This is a genomic window from Streptomyces cinereoruber (assembly GCF_009299385.1).
GTDB classification, from domain to species: Bacteria; Actinomycetota; Actinomycetes; order Streptomycetales; family Streptomycetaceae; genus Streptomyces; species Streptomyces bikiniensis.
Map to the genome: position 1 here is coordinate 6,968,218 of NZ_CP023693.1, position 18,333 is coordinate 6,986,550.

General features: G+C 72.6%; 15 protein-coding genes. 5 read left to right on the forward strand and 10 right to left on the reverse strand.

From position 1 onward, the window contains the following. Positions 1-78 precede the first annotated feature (78 nt). Positions 79-1,389 carry a Na+/H+ antiporter NhaA gene (nhaA, locus tag CP977_RS31290; RefSeq protein WP_062759899.1) on the forward strand — a complete coding sequence of 437 codons (1,311 nt, stop codon included), beginning with the start codon at positions 79-81 and terminating at the stop codon, positions 1,387-1,389. A gap of 56 nt (positions 1,390-1,445) precedes the next feature. Here nhaA and ehuA read toward each other — a convergent pair whose 3' ends face one another. From ehuA to CP977_RS31320, 6 genes are all read right to left on the reverse strand, one after another. After that, positions 1,446-2,255 carry an ectoine/hydroxyectoine ABC transporter ATP-binding protein EhuA gene (gene ehuA / locus CP977_RS31295; protein WP_152371269.1) on the reverse strand — a complete coding sequence of 270 codons (810 nt, stop codon included), beginning with the start codon at positions 2,253-2,255 and terminating at the stop codon, positions 1,446-1,448. Further along, on the reverse strand, positions 2,245-2,880 hold the full coding sequence (ehuD, locus tag CP977_RS31300) for an ectoine/hydroxyectoine ABC transporter permease subunit EhuD (RefSeq protein WP_152371270.1): 636 nt from the start codon (positions 2,878-2,880) through the stop codon (positions 2,245-2,247). Before ehuD ends, ehuA begins: the two co-directional genes overlap by 11 nt. Then, positions 2,880-3,557: an ectoine/hydroxyectoine ABC transporter permease subunit EhuC gene (gene ehuC / locus CP977_RS31305; protein ID WP_152371271.1), complete on the reverse strand. Its 678-nt coding sequence runs from the start codon at positions 3,555-3,557 to the stop codon at positions 2,880-2,882. Before ehuC ends, ehuD begins: the two co-directional genes overlap by 1 nt. A 12-nt stretch (positions 3,558-3,569) precedes the next feature. Next, positions 3,570-4,481, reverse strand: a complete 912-nt coding sequence (gene ehuB, locus CP977_RS31310; RefSeq protein WP_152371272.1) for an ectoine/hydroxyectoine ABC transporter substrate-binding protein EhuB — start codon at positions 4,479-4,481, stop codon at positions 3,570-3,572. Between the two features lie 488 nt (positions 4,482-4,969). Next, on the reverse strand, positions 4,970-5,458 hold the full coding sequence (locus CP977_RS31315) for a nitroreductase family deazaflavin-dependent oxidoreductase (RefSeq protein ID WP_152371273.1): 489 nt from the start codon (positions 5,456-5,458) through the stop codon (positions 4,970-4,972). Between the two features lie 200 nt (positions 5,459-5,658). Continuing rightward, complete coding sequence (locus CP977_RS31320) at positions 5,659-6,183, reverse strand: MarR family winged helix-turn-helix transcriptional regulator (RefSeq protein WP_062759905.1); 525 nt, start codon at positions 6,181-6,183, stop codon at positions 5,659-5,661. Between the two features lie 305 nt (positions 6,184-6,488). Between CP977_RS31320 and CP977_RS31325 the strand changes: the two genes are divergently transcribed. Both CP977_RS31325 and CP977_RS31330 read left to right on the forward strand, forming a co-directional pair. After that, a complete protein-coding gene (locus CP977_RS31325; RefSeq protein WP_152371274.1) occupies positions 6,489-7,613 on the forward strand; it encodes an amidinotransferase in 1,125 nt (374 codons plus the stop codon). Positions 7,614-7,833: 220 nt separating this feature from the next. Continuing rightward, positions 7,834-8,160, forward strand: coding sequence for a plasmid stabilization protein (locus CP977_RS31330; RefSeq protein WP_152371275.1), 327 nt, complete (start codon positions 7,834-7,836; stop codon positions 8,158-8,160). Positions 8,161-8,290: 130 nt separating this feature from the next. Here CP977_RS31330 and katG read toward each other — a convergent pair whose 3' ends face one another. Next, the gene (gene katG, locus CP977_RS31335; RefSeq protein WP_062759908.1) at positions 8,291-10,543 is read right to left on the reverse strand and encodes a catalase/peroxidase HPI; all 2,253 of its coding nucleotides are present in this window, start codon (positions 10,541-10,543) and stop codon (positions 8,291-8,293) included. Between the two features lie 250 nt (positions 10,544-10,793). On the opposite strand from katG, the gene CP977_RS31340 reads away from it, so the two are divergent. Then, positions 10,794-11,210 carry a Fur family transcriptional regulator gene (locus CP977_RS31340; RefSeq protein WP_152371276.1) on the forward strand — a complete coding sequence of 139 codons (417 nt, stop codon included), beginning with the start codon at positions 10,794-10,796 and terminating at the stop codon, positions 11,208-11,210. Positions 11,211-11,292: 82 nt separating this feature from the next. Here CP977_RS31340 and tpx read toward each other — a convergent pair whose 3' ends face one another. Continuing rightward, a complete protein-coding gene (tpx, locus tag CP977_RS31345) occupies positions 11,293-11,793 on the reverse strand; it encodes a thiol peroxidase (protein WP_062759910.1) in 501 nt (166 codons plus the stop codon). Between the two features lie 210 nt (positions 11,794-12,003). Between tpx and CP977_RS31350 the strand changes: the two genes are divergently transcribed. Continuing rightward, positions 12,004-13,290, forward strand: a complete 1,287-nt coding sequence (locus CP977_RS31350) for a glycoside hydrolase family 16 protein (RefSeq protein ID WP_062759911.1) — start codon at positions 12,004-12,006, stop codon at positions 13,288-13,290. A gap of 88 nt (positions 13,291-13,378) precedes the next feature. On the opposite strand, the gene CP977_RS35275 is transcribed toward CP977_RS31350, so the two are convergent. Together CP977_RS35275 and CP977_RS31360 are read right to left on the reverse strand one after the other, a co-directional pair. Beyond that, complete coding sequence (locus CP977_RS35275; RefSeq protein WP_152371277.1) at positions 13,379-16,369, reverse strand: tetratricopeptide repeat protein; 2,991 nt, start codon at positions 16,367-16,369, stop codon at positions 13,379-13,381. Continuing rightward, on the reverse strand, positions 16,370-18,232 hold the full coding sequence (locus tag CP977_RS31360; protein WP_152371278.1) for an HSP90 family protein: 1,863 nt from the start codon (positions 18,230-18,232) through the stop codon (positions 16,370-16,372). It lies immediately after the preceding gene. Between the last annotated feature and the right edge of the window lie 101 nt (positions 18,233-18,333).

Below are 18,333 nucleotides of genomic sequence, written 5' to 3' on the forward strand. Positions count from 1 at the left end.
GGTGTGCCGGGAAGTCTGGTCGGCGTCCGAGGGGCCGTGTGCCCGATTCCGCCGATACGCCCCGGAAGGCGCCTCCCCATGACCCAGGAACGTCCCCGCAAGGCCGTCTTCGGACTGCTTCCCTGGCCCGAGCGCCAAGCGGTCGCCGAGGCCCTGCGCACCGAGACCGTCGGCGGCCTCGTCCTCCTCGCCGCGGCCGTCGTCGCCCTCGTGTGGGCCAACAGCCCGTGGAGCGGCGCCTACGAGTCCGTCCGCGACTTCCACTTCGGCATACCGGCCCTCGGACTGGACCTCTCCGTCGGCCACTGGACCGCCGACGGCCTGCTCGCGGTCTTCTTCCTGGTCGCCGGCATCGAACTGAAACGCGAGTTCGTCGTCGGCGAGCTGCGCACCCCCGCCACCGCCGCCCTGCCCGTCGTCGCCGCCCTCTGCGGCATGGCGGTCCCCGCCGCCCTCTACATGCTCACCGTCACGGTCGGCGGCGGCGGCACGGACGGCTGGGCAGTGCCGATGGCCACCGACATCGCCTTCGCGCTCGCGGTCCTCGCCGTCATCAGCACTCACCTTCCCTCCGCGCTCCGGGCTTTCCTGCTCACCCTCGCGGTCGTCGACGACCTCGGCGCCATCCTCATCATCGCGGTCTTCTTCACCTCCGGCCTGAACTTCTGGGCCCTGGGAGGGGCGCTCGCCGGCCTCGTCCTCTTCTACGTCCTCCAGCGTTTCCGGGTACGCGGCTGGTGGTGGTACGTCCCCCTGGGCGTCACGATCTGGGCCCTGATGTACAACTCCGGCATCCACGCCACCGTCGCCGGCGTCGCCATGGGCCTGATCCTGCGCACCACCCGCGACAAGGACGAGAAGGCCTCACCGGCGGCCCGGGTCTCCCACCTCGTCCACCCCTTCTCCGCCGGCCTCGCCGTCCCCCTCTTCGCGCTCTTCGCCGCCGGCGTCAGCGTCTCCGGCGAAGCGCTCCGTCACGTCTTCACCGACGTCGAGCCCCTCGCCGTCCTGATCGGCCTCGTCGTCGGCAAGGTCCTCGGCATCTTCCTCGGCACCTATCTGGCCGCGCGCTTCACCCGTGCCGAACTCAACCCCGACCTCGCCTGGGCCGACGTGTTCGGCCTGGCCACCCTGGCCGGCATCGGCTTCACCGTCGCCCTCCTCATCGGAGAACTCGCCTTCCCCGATCCCGCCCAGGCCGAGCACGTCAAGGCCGCCGTCCTCATCGGCTCCCTCACCGCCGCCGCCCTCGCCGCCCTCCTCCTGCGCCGCCGCAACAACGTCTACAAGCGCCTGTGGGAGGACGAGGAGCGCGACGACGACGCCGACGGCATCCCCGACGTCTACCAGACCGGGACCGGAGCCCACGTCCTTCCCGATCACCGGTGAACACCGCCGGCACCGTCCCCGGCGAAGAGTTCGAGGCTGGCACGGTCGAAGTCCGGTCAGCGGACGGTCCGCAGGAAGGCCCGGGTCCGCTCGTGCCCGGGGGCGTCGAGCAGCTCGCCCGGCGGCCCCGACTCGAGTACGCGGCCGTGGTCGAACATCAGGATCCGGTCGGAGACGTCCCGGGCGAAGCCCATCTCGTGGGTGACGCAGAGCATGGTGATGTCGGTGCTCCGGGCGACGCCCCGCAGGACGTCGAGGACCTCCGCCACCAGCTCCGGGTCGAGGGCGGACGTCACCTCGTCCAGGAGCAGGATCTCGGGGCGCATCGCCAGGGCCCGTGCGATGGCGACGCGCTGCTGCTGGCCGCCGGAGAGCCGGGTGGGGTGGGAGCCGGCCTTGTCCGCGAGTCCGACGAGTCCCAGGAGGTCGCGCGCACGCCGGGCGGCCTCGTCCCTGTCCAGGCCCAGGACGTGCAGCGGCGCCTCCATGACGTTCGCCAGCACGCTCATGTGGGGGAAGAGGTCGAACTGCTGGAACACCATGCCGATGCGTCTGCGGCGCGGTGCCAGATGACGCTCGTTCGCCGGGACGAGCGCCCCGCCCGGGCCGGCCGGCATGTGGGAGAAGGGCTGCCCGTCCACGTGGATGACGCCGTCCGTGACCCGCTCCAGGGTCATGAGCAGCCGCAGGATGGTGGTCTTGCCGGAGCCGCTCGGACCGATCAGCGTCACGCGCTCGCCGGGAGCGACCGCGAGGTCGAGGCCGTCGAGGACGGTGTGCTCGCCGAAACGCTTCGTCACCCGGTCGAAGCGGATCTTGTCGGGAGCCCCGGGCAGGCTCTTCCCGAGGGGGCTGTCAGTGGGCAAGGCGTGCCTCCAGTCGTCGTACCAGCACCGACGTCGGCCAGCTCGCGAGCAGGAAGACGACGGCGGCCAGGGTGAAGCTCTCCAGATAGGCGAAGTGCGTACTGCCGAAGGTGCTCGCCTCGCGGACCATCTCGTTCACGGTGATGACGGACAGGAACGGGGTCTCCTTGAACATGGAGACCCCGTAGTTGCCGAGGGCCGGGAGCACGTTGCGCACCGCCTGGGGCAGCACGACCGCCCGCCACACCCGGCGGCGCGGCAGCGAGAGCGCGGTGCACGCCTCCCACTGGCCCCTGGGCACGGCGTCGATGCCGGCCCGGTACACCTCGGAGAGGTACGTCGCGTAGTGCAGGCCCAGGACCAGGACGCCGATCGTGAGCGCGTTCAGCTCCCGGACCAGCACCCAGGCGGTGAACAGCTGCACCATGACGGGGGTCGAGCGTACGAAGGCGGCGAGGTACCGCACGGGCAGGGTGATCCAGCGCGTGCCGGCCCGCTGGAGCAGGGCGATCACGAGACCGCCGGTCACCGCGACCGCGAAGCCGAGCACGGTGGCCAGGAGCGTGACGCCGAATCCGCTCAGCACGACGGGGAGCGCGGCGCGCGCCGCGTCCATGTCCCACATCAGGCCTTGCCTCCTTCCTGGCCCAGCCGTTCCTTCGCCGTGCGCTCCAGCGCGTTCATCCCCGCTCCCAGGAGGGCCGCGATGCCGAAGTAGAGCAGCAGGAGCAGCAGGTAGGCGGCCGCGGTGCCGCCGGTGGCCGAACGCAGCTGGTCGATCCGGAAGGTGAGGTCGGCGACGGTGACCAGGGACAGCAGCGGGGTCGACTTCAGCAGTTGGACGAGCAGGTTCTTGAAGGGCGGGATCATCAGGACGTACGCCTGGGGCAGCACGACCCGCCGCAGGCGCAGCCCCGGGCCCATCCCCAGGGCGATCGCGGCCTCGCTCTGGGCGGCGGGCACCGCCGCGACCGCCCCCCGGACCACTTCGGCGCCGTACGCCCCGTAGTTCAGGCCGAAGGCGAGGACGCCGCAGGCCATCGGTTCCAGCCGGAAACCGAGCATCGGCAGGGCGAAGAACAGCCAGAAGAGCTGGACGTAGAGAGAGGTGCCCCGCAGGAACTCGACGACGACGCGGACGGCGCCGCGCACGACGAGACGGCGGGACCGGGAGGCCAGGCCCAGGGCGAAGGCGAGGACGAGCGCGAGCGCCGCGCCGAGGACCGTGGCCTCCAGGGTGGTCAGGAGGCCTTCGCCGATCGAGGGCAGCGCCCGGCCGAGCTCGGGGAGGAAGTCAGCCATGCCGGGGACCCGTCACCCCGCGCACAGGTCGGTGGTGCGCAGGGTGCGGGGCGGCACCTCGCGCTCGGTGAAGCCGTACTTCCCGATGAGCCGCACGTACCGCGCCGGATCGCCGGTGATCTTGGCGAGCTCCTCGTCGAACGCGTCGCGCAGCGTCGTGGCGCCCTGCCGGAAGACCGCGCCGCCCGGACTGTGCTGCTCCACCCCGTCGACCACGGGCACGAACGGCTCCAGGACCTCCACCGCGGCACCCTGGTTGGTGCGCGCGAGCCAGCGGAGCGATATCCCGGTGAGGGCGAAGGCGTCGATCCGGCCCGCGAGCAGGGCGTCCAGACCGTCCTGCTGCTTGGCCAGCGTCGTCACGGAACCCTCCCGCACCCCGGCCGACTTCGCGTAGGAGGCCTCGACGGCGGCGGTGAGGACGCCGACGGTGGCGCCCTTCGCCGCGCACGACTTCAGGTCGCTCACTCCCTCGGGGTTGCCCTTGCGGACCATGAGGGCGGTGGGGGAGACGAACTCCGGCTCGGAGAAGAGCACCTTGGCGCAGCGTTCGGGCGTGATGGCCATGCCCGCGCTCACCACGTCGAACCGTCCGGCGAGCAGGCCGGGGATCAGCGAGCCGAACTCGGTCAGGGTGGGGCGCAGTTCGGGGACCCCCAGGGCGGTGAAGACCTCCCGGTGGAGCGTGGGCGCCTCGCCGGCGAGTTCGCCGCCGTCCTGGAAGCCGTACGGGGCCTCGCCGGCGAAGCCGACGCGGACGTGGCCCTGCTCGCGCAGTCTCGCCAGCAGGTCCCCGTCGCCGGCCGTGGCTCCGGTGCCGGCCTCCGTCCGGCTGCACGCCGTGGTGAGTCCGGGAACGGCGAGCAGTCCGCCGAGGAGGGCACCCCGGGTCAGGAGGCGTCTGCGGGAGAGGGACGCGGTCATGTCCGTTCCTTTCGATGGGGGTTGGGAAAGTGGTTCGGGGAGAGGGGGTCATCGGCCGACCGGGGTGGTGTCCCGGGCGGCGGGGTCGGCGGTCCGTCCCGGGGATGACCCGGGGCCGCGTGAGCAGGGGGCATGGGCGCCGAAAGTACCCAGCGGGGCGGAGAACTTCCTGGTACCGAGAGGTTCCGGGAACCGGAGGTCCTGTGCTATGTCGACCTGCTCGTCAGGAGGCGGGGACCGGCATACTTCTCGCCGCCGGTCGGGCGAAGCCGTCGATATCGAGGTGAATCACCTGAACGTAACGACGACGTAACACCTTTGCCCTGTGCCAAGTTCGCGACCTGAACGTTATTGCATCGTCGGTCGGGCCGACGTTTGAGGCGCCCGGACCCGACCCGGGTCGGACGGCACGGACTGGAGGCCGTACGGGCGGTGTGATCGCGCGGCCGGGCCCGCGCGGTGCCGCCGTTCCCCCGGGGGCGGAACCGTCAGTACCGGTCGTCGGCCTCCAGCCGTACGAACGGAATCCGCTCGCCGGCGGCGCGGTAGGCGGCGGTGCTCCCGTCGACGGGGAAGCCCATGAAGCGGCAGAGCGTCCGTGCCGCCCGGGGGTGCCGACGCGCGTACTCGACCATGATCCCGCCGCCTTCCTCGGGCGTGGGGAAGCGTGCCGTCACCGCACGGTAGCGGCGTCCGGGCTGGATCGTGGCCTGGGGCGTGCGGCGGAGGTTGCGGTACCACTGCGCGTCCGGTCCGAAGCCGGAGGCGATGGTCCAGGTCGCCCGGGCCGGGTCGCGGGCGACCACCTCCAGGACCACCTCCTGCGACCGGCCGGATTTCCGTCCGGTGTGGATGAGGAGCAGCAGCCGGCCGCCGAACAGCGGGCCCAGGCCGGCGCGGAAGAGGTGGATCGGCAGGCGGAGGAGCCGCCGTCGCCAACCGGTGGGCGGGCCGGGGCGCTGGGGTGTGTGACGCATGCGGCGGTTCTCCTGGCACGGTCGCTGGGCGGGGCGCCGACGACTTCGGTCCGACGGCGCCCGGTGGGCAGGAATGACCCGTCAAAGGTGAACCATTGCATAGTCCAAAGGTGGGGCTGGGGGCGCAACCGGGTGAGAGGCTTCCCGGTGCCGCCGGGGGCGTGTCCTCCTGTACGAGGGAGTCGTCGCCGGGGGCGGTCCTACCGGGTCTCGTCCGCGGGGTCGAGCCACCCCAGGGGATGGAGGACGTCCTCCGCCCCGCAGGCCGGCTCCTGCCCCGCGGCGTTGAAGGCGTCGAGCGCGTCCACGAGGGCGTCGCGCCGAGCGGGGTCGAGGCGGCGCAGGACGGCCGTGATCTCCGCGCGTCGGCGGGCCGTCACGTCCGCGACGACGCGGGAGCCCTCTTCGGTCAGGCTCAGCACCGTCTCGCGGCGGTTCTCCGGGTTGGTCCGGCGGCTGGTCAGGCCCGAGGCGATCAGGCGGTCCACCATCCGCATGGCGGTGGAGGGCTGGACGCCCAGGTGGTCGGCCAGCGCCACCAGTTTCGACGGGCCGCGGGTGGACAGCACCACGAGCATCCGGAACTGGGGCAGCGTGATGTTCTCCTCGACCGTCGCGAGCGACCGGGCCGAGACCGCGACCAGCAGCCGCGACGCCGTCAGTACGGCACGCGTGACGGCCTCGATGTCGTCCTGGGCCGGTGCGGTCTCCTCGTGCTCTCGCATACGGACCTTTGTACCCCGCGTCGGGGCGGCGACCGGCATCGCCTCCGGCCGCCGCTCCTCGGGACCGGTGGCCCGGTAGGAGCATCGCCGCATCGTCCCGCCGCAGGACAAGCGATCACGGGCCGGTTACAGTGCGTAAAGAGCCCGGATCTCCGCAGGAGCAGGAGAAACAGCAAGAGCGCATGCAAGCGCGAGAACAAGAGGGAGCGGCAAGCCGTGAACGCGTTGCGTGGTCCCGTCCTCTTCCGGTGTCGTCGTCCGCCGGTCGGGCGTGAGCCTTCCCCCGCCGCGACGGGCGGCCCCTGATGCCGGCGCCGTACACACCGGTGACGAGCGGGGCCGCGGATCCACCCGTCTCGCCGGTCAGCACGCACAACGAATGGGATCCGCTGGAAGAGGTCGTCGTCGGACGCCTCGACGGTGCGACGATCCCCTCCGACCATCCGGTCGTCGCCTGCAACATCCCGCCGTGGGCGGCCCGGTTGCAGGGCCTGGCCGGCGGTTTCCGCTATCCGCGCATCCTGGTGGAGCGAGCCCAGCAGGAACTCGACCGGTTCGTCGGTCTCCTGCGGTCCCTCGGCGTCACCGTGACGCGTCCCGACGCGGTCGACCACAAGAGGCGCTTCGGCACACCCGACTGGTCCTCACGGGGTTTCTGCAACACGTGCCCGCGCGACAGCATGCTGGTGGTCGGCGACGAGATCATCGAGACGCCCATGGCGTGGCCGTGCCGGTATTTCGAGACCCACTCCTACCGCTCGCTCCTCAAGGAGTACTTCCGCAGGGGCGCCCGCTGGACGGCCGCGCCGAAGCCGCAGCTCACCGACGAGCTCTTCGATCCGGAATTCCGGATCCCCGAGGCCAGCGAACCCATGCGCCACATCCTCACCGAGTTCGAGCCGGTCTTCGACGCGGCCGACTTCGCGCGGGCCGGACGCGACCTGTTCGTCACGCGGAGCAACGTCACCAACCTCATGGGCATCGAATGGCTGCGCCGCCACCTCGGTCCGGAGTACCGCGTCCACGAGATCGAGAGCCGTTGCCGTACCCCGATGCACATCGACACCACCTTCGTACCGCTGGCGCCCGGAAAGGTCATGGTCAATCCGGATTACATCGACGTCGACCGGCTGCCGGACATGCTGCGCTCGTGGGACGTCCTGATCGCTCCCGCGCCCGACCCGATCAGGGACCCCCTGCTCAGAGCCACCTCGATGTGCGGCACATGGCTGAGCATGAACGTCCTCATGATCGACGAGAAACGCGTGATCGCGGAGCGCCACCACACCGGCATGCTGCGCGCGCTGGAGGAATGGGGATTCGAGCCGATCCCGTGCGACCTGCTGCACTACGCGCCGTTCGGCGGATCGTTCCACTGCGCCACGCTCGACGTCCGGCGGCGCGGCACACTGCAATCCTATTTCGACTGATCCGCCCGGCCTTTCCGCCGCTTTTCGTGTTCTCGACCACTCCTCGTGTTCTCGGCAAGAGCGTGACGCTCCTCGTTCGGTCGCGGTCCGATCGCGGGTCCGGGGGATGTCGCGTGGGATGGGAGCGGTGCCGAGTGAGGCACCGGCCGCCGGGTAACCGGACGGGCACGGGCGGCCGGACGGGCCGCGATTCATGGAACCCCGCAGAGAGGGAAACGCGATGCCGGCAGGATCGAACGCGAAGCGCGAGCGCCAGTACGAGCACATCAAGGAGGGTGCCGAGAAGCGCGGCGCCTCCGAGAAGCGGGCGAAGGAGATCGCCGCGCGCACCGTGAACAAGGAACGGGCCCGCTCCGGAGAGTCCGCCACCGCGAGCAGGACCTCCACGCAGGACAGGAAGTCCGCCTCGCAGCGCGGCGGCGAGCGCTCGCACAGCGGCTCCCAGGGGCCGACGAAGGACCAGCTCTACGCGGAGGCGAAGAAGCGCGGGATCGACGGCCGCTCGTCCATGAACAAGCAGGAGCTCAAGAAGGCCCTCGGCCGCTGACACCGGGGCCGCGGAGTCGAGGGGGCGGAGTCCGGGAACGGGGCCGGCCCGGGCGGCGGGGGAGCCGTCCGGGCCGGGAGCGCCGCGGCCGGACGACGGGCGGTGCCGTCCGGTCGCGGGGCGAGGGGGATCAGACGAGGTCGAACCGGTCCAGGTTCATCACCTTGTCCCACGCGGCGACGAAGTCCTTCACGAACTTCTCCTTCGCGTCGTCGCTCGCGTAGACCTCGGCCAGTGCGCGCAGTTCGCTGTTGGAGCCGAAGACGAGGTCGGCGCGGGTGCCCGTCCACGTGACCGTGCCCGTCGCGGCGTCGTGGGCCTCGAAGAGGTCCGCGTCCCCGGCCACCGGCCGCCAGACCGTGTTCAGGTCGAGCAGGTTGACGAAGAAGTCGTTCGTCAGGGTGCCCGGGGCCGTGGTCAGGACGCCGTGCTTCGAACCCTGGTGGTTGGCACCCAGGACGCGCAGGCCGCCGACGAGGACGGTCAGTTCGGGGGCGCTCAGGTTCAGCAGGTTGGCCCGGTCGACGAGGAGGAACTCCGCCGGAAGCCGGCTGCCCTTGCCGAGGTAGTTGCGGAAGCCGTCGGCCTTCGGCTCCAGGGCGGCGAAGGACTCGACGTCCGTCTGCTCCTGGCTCGCGTCCACCCGGCCCGGCGTGAACGGCACCTCGACGTCGAAGCCCGCGTCCTTGGCGGCCTTCTCGACCGCCGCGGAGCCCGCGAGCACGACCAGGTCGGCGATCGAGACCTTCTTGCCGCCCTCGGCGTCGAAGGCGGCCTTGACACCTTCGAGGGCGCGGAGGACCTGCGCCAGCTCGTCCGGGTTGTTGACCTCCCAGTTGCGCTGGGGCTCCAGGCGGATGCGACCGCCGTTGGCGCCGCCGCGCTTGTCGCTGCCGCGGAAGGAGGAGGCCGCGGCCCAGGCCGCGGAGACCAGCTGCGCGACGGTCAGGTCCGAGGCGAGGATCCGCTCCTTGAGGGAGGCGACGTCCGAGGCGTCCAGGAGCTCGCCCTCGCGCTCCGGCAGCGGGTCCTGCCACAGCAGCACCTCGGAGGGCACCTCCGGGCCGAGGTAGCGCGAGACCGGACCCAGGTCACGGTGCGTCAGCTTGTACCAGGCGCGGGCGAAGGCGTCCGCGAACTGGTCCGGGTTCTCGTAGAAGCGTCGCGAGATCTGCTCGTACGCCGGGTCGAAGCGCAGCGACAGGTCGGTGGTGAGCATCGTCGGGAGGTGCTTCTTCGACGGGTCGTGCGCGTCGGGGATGATCGCCTCGGCGTCCTTCGCCACCCACTGGTGGGCGCCGGCCGGGCTCTTGGAGAGCTCGTAGTCGTACTCGAAGAGGTGCTTGAAGAAGTCGTTGCCCCACTGCGCGGGGGTGGTGGTCCAGGTGACCTCCAGACCGCTGGTGATCGTGTCGCCACCCTTGCCGGTGCCGTGGGAGTTCGCCCAGCCGAGGCCCTGCGCCTCGATCGGCGCGGCCTCGGGGTCGTCGCCGACGCTCTCGGACGGGCCGGCGCCGTGGGCCTTGCCGAAGGTGTGGCCGCCCGCGATGAGCGCGACCGTCTCCTCGTCGTTCATCGCCATCCGGCGGAAGGTCTCCCGGATGTCGCGGGCCGCCGCGACCGGGTCCGGGTTGCCGTTCGGGCCTTCGGGGTTGACGTAGATGAGGCCCATCTGGACCGCGCCGAGGGGCTCCTCCAGCTCGCGGTCGCCCGTGTAGCGCTTGTCGTCCAGCCAGGCGGTCTCGGGGCCCCAGTAGACGTCCTCGTCGGGCTCCCACACGTCCGCGCGGCCGCCGGCGAAGCCGAAGGTCTCGAAGCCCATCGTCTCCAGGGCCACGTTGCCGGTGAGGACCAGGAGGTCGGCCCAGGAGAGGTTCTGGCCGTACTTCTTCTTGACCGGCCACAGCAGACGGCGGGCCTTGTCCAGGTTGACGTTGTCCGGCCAGCTGTTGAGCGGCGCGAAGCGCTGCTGGCCGGCGCCGGCGCCGCCGCGGCCGTCGCTGATGCGGTACGTGCCCGCGCTGTGCCACGCCATCCGGACCATGAGGGGGCCGTAGTGGCCGAAGTCGGCGGGCCACCAGTCCTGGGAGGTGGTGAGGACCTCGGCTATGTCGCGCTTCACGGCCGCCAGGTCGAGGCTCTTGAACGCCTCGGCGTAGTCGAAGTCCTCGCCCAGGGGGTTGGCCACGGCGGGGTTCTTGGCCAGGATCTTCAGGTTCAGCCGGTTCGGCCACCACTGGTTGTTCCCGCCGCCCTGGGTCGGGTGGGCGGCGCGGCCGTGCGCGACCGGGCAACCGCCTCCGGCTTCGTCCAGCTTCGCGTCCACGACGATCGCGTCGTGGTTCTCGGGCGCTTCGTTCTCGGGCACGCGGTTCTCAGACATCGGAATCCTTCCGGACCTGGCGGACAACAGTGCTCAGGAAGTGTGATCGGAGCGGCCGGGTCGTGCCCGGAGAGCCGTCACGTGTCGGACTCCCGCCGCGCTGAGGTCTTCCTGTCCCTTGGCCATCAACGAAATCGATCCTACAATGGACCTTGTCCAAGTCAAGAACAATGCCAAACCCTGTCCGAGGAGCACCGGCCGCACACCGGACACCACGGGCCCCGCGTCCGAGCCGAAGAGGTGAACCGACATGAGCGACCTGCTGGAACGGCTGAGGTCCCGAGGCTGGCGGATGACGTCCCAGCGGCGCGTGGTCGCGGAGGTCCTGGCCGGAGACCATGTGCACCTCACGGCGGACGAGGTGCACGCGCGCGCCGTCGAGCGGCTGCCGGAGATCGCGCGGGCGACGGTCTACAACACCCTCGGCGAGCTCGTCGCCCTGGGGGAGGTCGTGGAGTTCTCCACGGACGGACGCGCCAAGCGCTACGACCCGAACGCGCACCAGGCGCACCAGCACCTGGTCTGCTCCGGCTGCGGGCTCATCCGGGACGTCCGCCCGGCGGGCGACCCGCTGGCCGTCCTCCCGGCGGAGGAGCGCTTCGGCTTCGCCGTGGAGAAGGCCGACGTGACGTACCGGGGGCTGTGCCCGGAGTGCTCGGCGGGGTGAGCACACGGGGAAGGGGCCGTCACCGGTGGTTCGGTGACGGCCCCTTCCGGGGCGACGGCTCCCGCTCCGGAGCCGTCGGGGACTACTTCAGGGCGGCGAGCGCCTCGTCGTAGCCGGGCTCGTCCGCGATCTCGTCCACGAGCTGCGCGTGCAGGACCTTGTCGTTCTCGTCGAGGACGACGACCGCGCGGGCGGTCAGGCCGGCCAGCGGCCCGTCCGCGATCTCCACGCCGTAGTTTGTGTGGAACTCGCGGCCGCGGAGCGTCGAGAGGTTCTTGACGTTCTCCAGGCCCTCGGCGCCGCAGAAGCGCGCCTGCGCGAAGGGCAGGTCGGCGGAGATGCAGAGCACCACGGTGTTCTCCAGCTCGCCGGCCTTCTTGTTGAAGGCGCGAACGGAGGAGGCGCACGTCGGGGTGTCGACGCTCGGGAAGATGTTGAGGACCTTGCGCACACCGGCGAAGTCCTTGAGCGACTTGTCGGCGAGACCCTCGGCGACGAGCGTGAAGTCGGGAGCCTGGCTGCCGGGAACCGGCAGGACGCCGTTGACCTGTACCGGGCTGCCCTTCAGCGTGACCTGGGCCATGGGGATCTCCTTCGGAAGTACGAGTGGCAACGAGGGGAATCGTACGGAGTCCCGGCGGCCCGCACGGTCGCACCTCTTGACGCCCCCTTCCTTCACTTCTTAAATCAGGTGGGCGGCGAAGCGGTCCGCCCCTCTGTATGTCATGTACCTGACATGCAGCTGCGGCGTGCGTCCACGGCGCCGTCCCCCCACCCGACGGAAGAGAGAGCCATGACCTCCTCCCGCGCACGACGGCGCACGCTGTCCTCCGCCCTGTCCGCCCTCGCCCTGGCCCTCGCCGTCGCGGCGCTCGGCCCGGCGGCCTCGGCCGGCCCCACCGGGGGAACCACCCTCGCAGGGGAGGCCGCCCCCGCCGCCGGAGCGGCCGCCGTCACCTTCTCCGACGACTTCGACGGCCCCGCGGGCGCCGCCGTGGACGGCTCCAAGTGGCAGATCGAGACCGGCGACAACGTCAGCAACCACGAGCGGCAGTACTACACGGCCGGCAACCGCAACGCCGCGCTCGACGGCCAGGGCCACCTGGTCATCACCGCCCGCAAGGAGAACCCGGGCAACTACCAGTGCTGGTACGGGCGGTGCGAGTACACCTCGGCGCGGCTCAACACCGCCGGGAAGTTCACCGCCCAGTACGGCCGCGTCGAGGCCCGCATGAAGGTGCCGCGCGGCCAGGGCATGTGGCCCGCGTTCTGGATGCTCGGCCACGACCTCGGCCAGGTCGGCTGGCCGAACTCGGGCGAGATCGACGTCATGGAGAACGTCGGCTTCGAACCCTCCACCGTCCACGGCACCCTGCACGGCCCCGGCTACTCCGGCTCCGGCGGCATCGGCGCCGGCTACACCCTGCCCGGCGGGCAGGCCTTCGCCGACGCCTTCCACACCTTCGCCGTCGACTGGTCGCCGGGCCGCATCACCTGGTCCGTGGACGGCAACGTCTACCAGACCCGTACGCCCGCCGACCTCGGCGGCCGGACCTGGGTCTTCGACAAGCCCTTCTTCCTGATCCTCAACCTCGCGGTCGGCGGCTACTGGCCCGGCGACCCGGACGGCTCGACCCCCTTCCCGGGGCAGCTCGTCGTCGACCACGTCCGCGTCACCACCTCCGACGCCCCCACCGGCGGCGGACCGATCACCGGCATCGGCGGCAAGTGCGTCGACGTGGCCGCCGCGAACACCGCGAACGGCACCCCCGTCCAGCTCTACGACTGCAACGGGACCGCCGCCCAGCGCTGGACCGTCGGCACGGACGGCACCCTCCGCGCGCTCGGCAAGTGCCTCGACGTCACCTCCGCCGGCACCGCCGACGGAACGCCCCTCCAACTGTGGGACTGCAACGGCACGGAGGCCCAGCGCTGGGTCGCCAACGACGCCCGGGACGTGGTGAACCCGCGCGCGAACAAGTGCATGGACGCCACCGGCAACAGCTCGGCCAACGGCACCCGGCTCCAGATCTGGACCTGCGGGGGCACCGCCAACCAGAAGTGGACGGTGACCCGGTAGGGAGGTGACCCGGTAGGCCGGTCACCCCGCAGGACGGTGGACGGGCGACCCGGCGGCCGCCCGTCCACCCCCACCCGGCCCCGGGCGCTCAGCCCCGGGGCCGGGCCAGGTACTCCTCCCGCAGGGCGGTGAGGATCTGCGCGGCCTCCGGACGGCCCGCGTTCCGGCAGCGCGCCGCCGCCGTCGTCAGCCGGGCGATCGCCTCGTCGGTGCGGCCGAGCCCGTTCCCCTCGACCAGGGCGGCGAACCGCACCGCCTCGGCCCTCGGCAGCTCGCCGTGCTCCCCGCCCTCCTCGTGGACGCCGATCGCAGCCTCCGCCTCGGCCAGGGCCTCCTCGAAGCGCTGCGCCTCCGCCAGGACGTGGGACCTGCGGTAGTGCACCTCGCCCCGCTCGTACCAGACGGCGAAGCCCTCGGCGGCGTCCGCCGGCACGCCGTCCAGGACCCCGTCGGCCCGCGCCAGGTGCGCGAGCGCCGCCTCCACGCCCTCGTCCCCCCGGGCCGCCGTCGTGAGACGCGCGAACTCGCGCGCCATCCGCACGATCATGGGCGGGTTCGGCGCCTCGGCGTGCGCGGCGAGAGCCCGCTCGTACGCGGCCTCCGCAGCCTCCCACCGGTCGGCGAGGGCCAGCGCGACCGCCGTGTCCGCCGTCACCAGGGTGCGGATCGGGGCGTCCTCCTCCCACCCGGCCACCGTGCCCGCGAGCCGCAGGAACTCCTCGGCCGACGGCAGGTACTCCTCCAGCTCCCGCAGCCCGCGCGCCAGGGACAGCCGGATCTGGGCCACCATCCGCTCGTCGAGGGCGGCGGCCGACTCCTCGGACAGCAGCGACTCCAGGACCGCCACGGCGTCCGCCTGCCGCCCCGCCTCCGTCAGGACGCCGGCCAGCTGCATCCGTACGTCGGCGGCCTCCGGATGCTCCCCCTCCCGGTCGAACCGCGCGGCCGCCTCGGAGAGGTGGCGCACGGCCCCGGTGTGGTCCCCGAGGTGCGAGGACGCGTGGCCGAGCAGGGAGTACGTCGGGGCCAGCGGGAAGTCCTCCTCGCCGTACCGCACCGCGTCCGCGATCGCCCGGTGCAGCAGCTCCGCCGCCTCCGCTGGCTCCTGCCGGGCCAGCACGACCTGGGCGAGCAGGGCGCGCGGGCGCGAGCCCCGCCAGGGCCGCTCCGAGGCCTCGACGTCCACCAGGGCCGCGCGCAGCTCCGACTCGGCGAGGGCGAGGTCGCCCCGGCGGCCGGCCACGTCCGCGAGGAACTGGCGCGCGTTGGCCACCTGGTGGGGGACGCCCAGGCGCTCCGCCTCGGCGCGCAGCGCCCCCACCGCCTCCTCGAACCGCTCCGGCGCGGGACCGGGCTCCTCCGGTTCCCGCCGCATCGTCTCCTGATAGGCGGCGTAGGCCCCGGCGTACAGGACGGTGAGGTAGGACAGGACGCGGTCCGCCGCCGCGTCGGCGCCGAGCGCGGTCTCGCCGTCGCCGGGCTTCTCACCGGTCAGCGGGGCCTCGTCCTTCAGGCGTTCGGCCTCGCCCAGCATCCGGCCGAGCCGGACCCGGACCGCCTCGTCGCGCCCGGCGTCGGCGTCGTCCTCGCCGGTCGTCCAGGCGAGGGCGCGGGCCCGGGCGGCGAGGGCCTGCCACGGCATCCCGAGCTCCTCGTAGAGTCCGGCCGCCGTCTCCAGCCCGGCGCCGCTCTCCTCCGCGTCCCCGTCCTTCTGCTTGAGCCGGTACGCGCGCTCCTCGGCCAGCTCGGCCCGCAGCAGCTCCTCCGGGCCGAGCCGGTCGTCGTGCGCGGCCGAACCGTCCGCGAGCCGCTCGGAGATCCGGGTCCAGAGCCTGTCGGCGCCCGGGTGCCCGAGACGGGCCAGGTGCCGCGCCTCGGCCACCAGGGCGGCGAAGTCCTCCGGCACCTCGGGCGCCCCGGCAGCCGCGGCGGCGGGGACCGCCGGGGCCGCGCCCGCGGGGGTGCGGGGCGCGGCGGCCGTCCGCAGCCCGAGCGGCAGCGGCGCGTCGAGCAGCGGACGCCGGGCCAGGCGCTCGCGGCGCCGGTCCCCGACGGCGGTGGTGCCGTTGCGCGCGTCGAAGGCGGCGGCGAGCCGGTCCGCCTCGCCGCGGACGTGGCCGAGGAGTTCACCGGCGGTCCAGTTCCGTCCCGGCGGACCGGCGACGGGCGTCTCCCCGTGCCCGTCCTCCACCAGCCGGGCGAGCAGCACCTCCACGCCGGTCAGGAAGCCCAGGCGGTCGAGGGGCGCGCCGGTCGCCTCGAACAGCGGACGGTTCTCCGCGAGGACTTCGAGACCCCGGCCCTCGTTGCGCGAGAGCGCGCAGAACTCCAGGTGCAGGCCGACCTCGTGCTGCATGCCGGTGTTGCCCCGCACCCGCCGGTAGCCGGTCAGGTGGTGGGAGCGGGCCTCGTCCGTGCGGCCCAGGCGCAGCAGCGGCAGCAGGGCGCGGGCCTGGCTCGTCTGCGGCTCCTCGCTGCAGCTCTGCTCGCCGGCCAGGACGGGCCGCCAGGCGTCGAGGGCCGCGGCGTCGTCGCCCGCCGCCACCTCGTACCCGGCGCGGTGCCGGGTCTCGCAGGCCTCGCAGTCGCTCAGTTCGGTACGGGGCCGGGTGACCCACAGGTCGTAGGCGTCGTCGACGCCGGTGCCGATGTGGGCGGCCACGTGGTGGCGCATCGCCGCCACCGGCTGCATGCCGTGCCCGGCCTCCTCGTACCGCTCCCGCATCCGGTCGATCCAGCCCCGCACGGTGTCGAGGGGCACCTCCGGCACCTGGAGCAGGGACGTCGTCACCCACTTGAAGCGCCAGAAGACCTGGTGGGCCTCCCACGGGCTGAAGGACTCCGGAGCGGTGTCCCACAGCTTGAGCAGCCGGGCGAAGGCCACGGGGGACTTGCGCTGCTCGCCGGTGAACTCGTACGCCGTCATCAGCTCCAGGAGGGCCGTGACGAGGGTGTCGGGCTTGTCGAAGACCTCGGCGGCCTCGACCAGCTCCTCCGCGGTGACGGTCCGCTGCGTGCCGTGGGGGCGCTCGTGGTTCTCGCGCAGCGCCTCGACGACGGCCTCGGGCGTGTCCAGCATCTACAGTTTCTTCCGGGGCTCGGAGCCGGGTGCCGCCGCGTCCGGACGGTGCATGGCGTGGGTCAGCAGGCCGATGAAGGCCCGGTTGAGCAGGGCGCTCTCGCTCGCCCGCAGCGGACGGCGGCTGAGCAGCAGCGCCTGTCCGTAGAGGGCCTCGGCGGTCGTCACGGCGAGCCCGCGCTCGGTGATCGTGATCGCCTGGCGGACCAGCGGGTTGAGGTGGTTGAGGACGAGCTGGGCGCGCGGGGTCTCGTGGCGCAGCGAGCCGAGGATGTCGGCCCACAGGCCGTCGCTGTCGGCGGCCAGGCCCGCCCGGGTCCGCTCGTGGCGCGCCTCCCGGTTGTCGAGGAGCAGCGCGGGCGCGGTCACCGGCTGGAAGTCGCGCAGGACGACGTCGCAGTCGTGGACGCCGATGGTCTCCCGGGCGACCGCGAGGAAGCCCGCCGCCCGCAGCTCGGCGGTCGGGTCCACGGCGTCCAGGTGCGCGGTGACCGTGGCCGGGTCCAGGTCCGTGACGGACGTGCCCGGCCGGATCTCGGGCAGCCGGTGCACCAGGTCCCGGTCGTACGTGTAGCCGCCGTTGACGACGCCGAGCCCGGCGGCCGCCGCGATGGGGGCGACCTGGCGGAACTCCTCGACGCTCCGGGTGACCAGGACCGTCGGGTGCGTCCGTACGAACTCCTCCAGGGTCACGTTGCCGTCGGTGGTCTCGAACGGCAGCCACGGCAGCACGACCCGCAGCAGCTCGTCGTCGTAGCGGGCGAGCGCCTTGACCGCCAGGTGGTGGGTGTCGATGAAGCGGTGCAGGAGCGCCGGGTCGCTGGCGGCGAGCCCGGTGAGCCAGTCGCGGATCCGGTCGCCGAGGGCGTCCCGTACGGCGGAAAGGGTGCCGTCCTCGTACAGCGACTCGCGCGACGCGGTGGGCCGCAGGCTGGTGGTGTCCACCACGCAGCGCACGAAGAACGCCCACTCCGGGAGGAGTTCGGGCGCCTTGTCGGTGAGCAGCATGCCCTTGAGGTGCACCCGGTGCCCCGCGCGCTGCGCCGGGCTGACGGCCGTCGGCAGCACGTACGCGACGCCGCGCAGACCGGCCGCCGGCAGGTCGAGCTCGATGCTGTCGAGCGGGGTGAAGTCGAACAGGTCGCGGCAGTACGCGGTGAGGGCCTCGCGGCGCGCCAGCGGGGAGCGGTGGCTCCGCTCCCACGGCGGCGCCTCGTCGATCCGGTGCTCCTCGCCCCGCGCGTCGACGACGGTGACCTCGTGCCGCAGCAGCCCGCCGTAGTGCCGGGCGAGCCGGACGACCTCCTCGGGGCTCGTCCACTCGGCGTTGTCGGCGCGCGGCACGAGCCGGACGGTGGTGCCCGGCTCGGGCACCTCGGAGGCGGACAGGGTGCGGATGGTGTAGCGGCCGTCGGAGTGGCCGCGCCACTCGACGGCGGGCGCCGCCGGGTCCGCCGCGGACCGGCTGACCACCGTGATCTCGTCGGCCACGACGAAGCAGGCGAGCAGGCCGATGCCGAACTGGCCGATGAACTCCCCGCGCGTGGCGTCGAGTCCGGCGCCGTCCAGGGCGCCGTCGGCGGTCCGCTTGGAGCTGCGCCCGATGGTGGCGAGGAACCGGTGCACGTCGGCCTCGGCCAGACCGACGCCGGTGTCCGTGACGGTGAGGACGTCACCGGTGCGCACCGTGATGGCGCCGGGCGCGCCGGGGTCGAGCGCCTGCCGGGCCGTGATGGCGTCCACGGCGTTCTGGAGCAGCTCGCGCAGGTAGACGCGGGGGCTGGAGTAGAGGTGGTGGGAGAGCAGGTCGACCAGACCGCGCAGGTCGACCTGGAAGGTGTGCGCTGACTCGGAAGGAGACACCCGGTGAAGTCTTTCGGTGAACGCGCCCGCGACGACGGACGGGAGGAACGGGGAAGGAGGGGATGCGGAGGGGGCGGGGGCGGTGGAGCCCGACGCCTGCC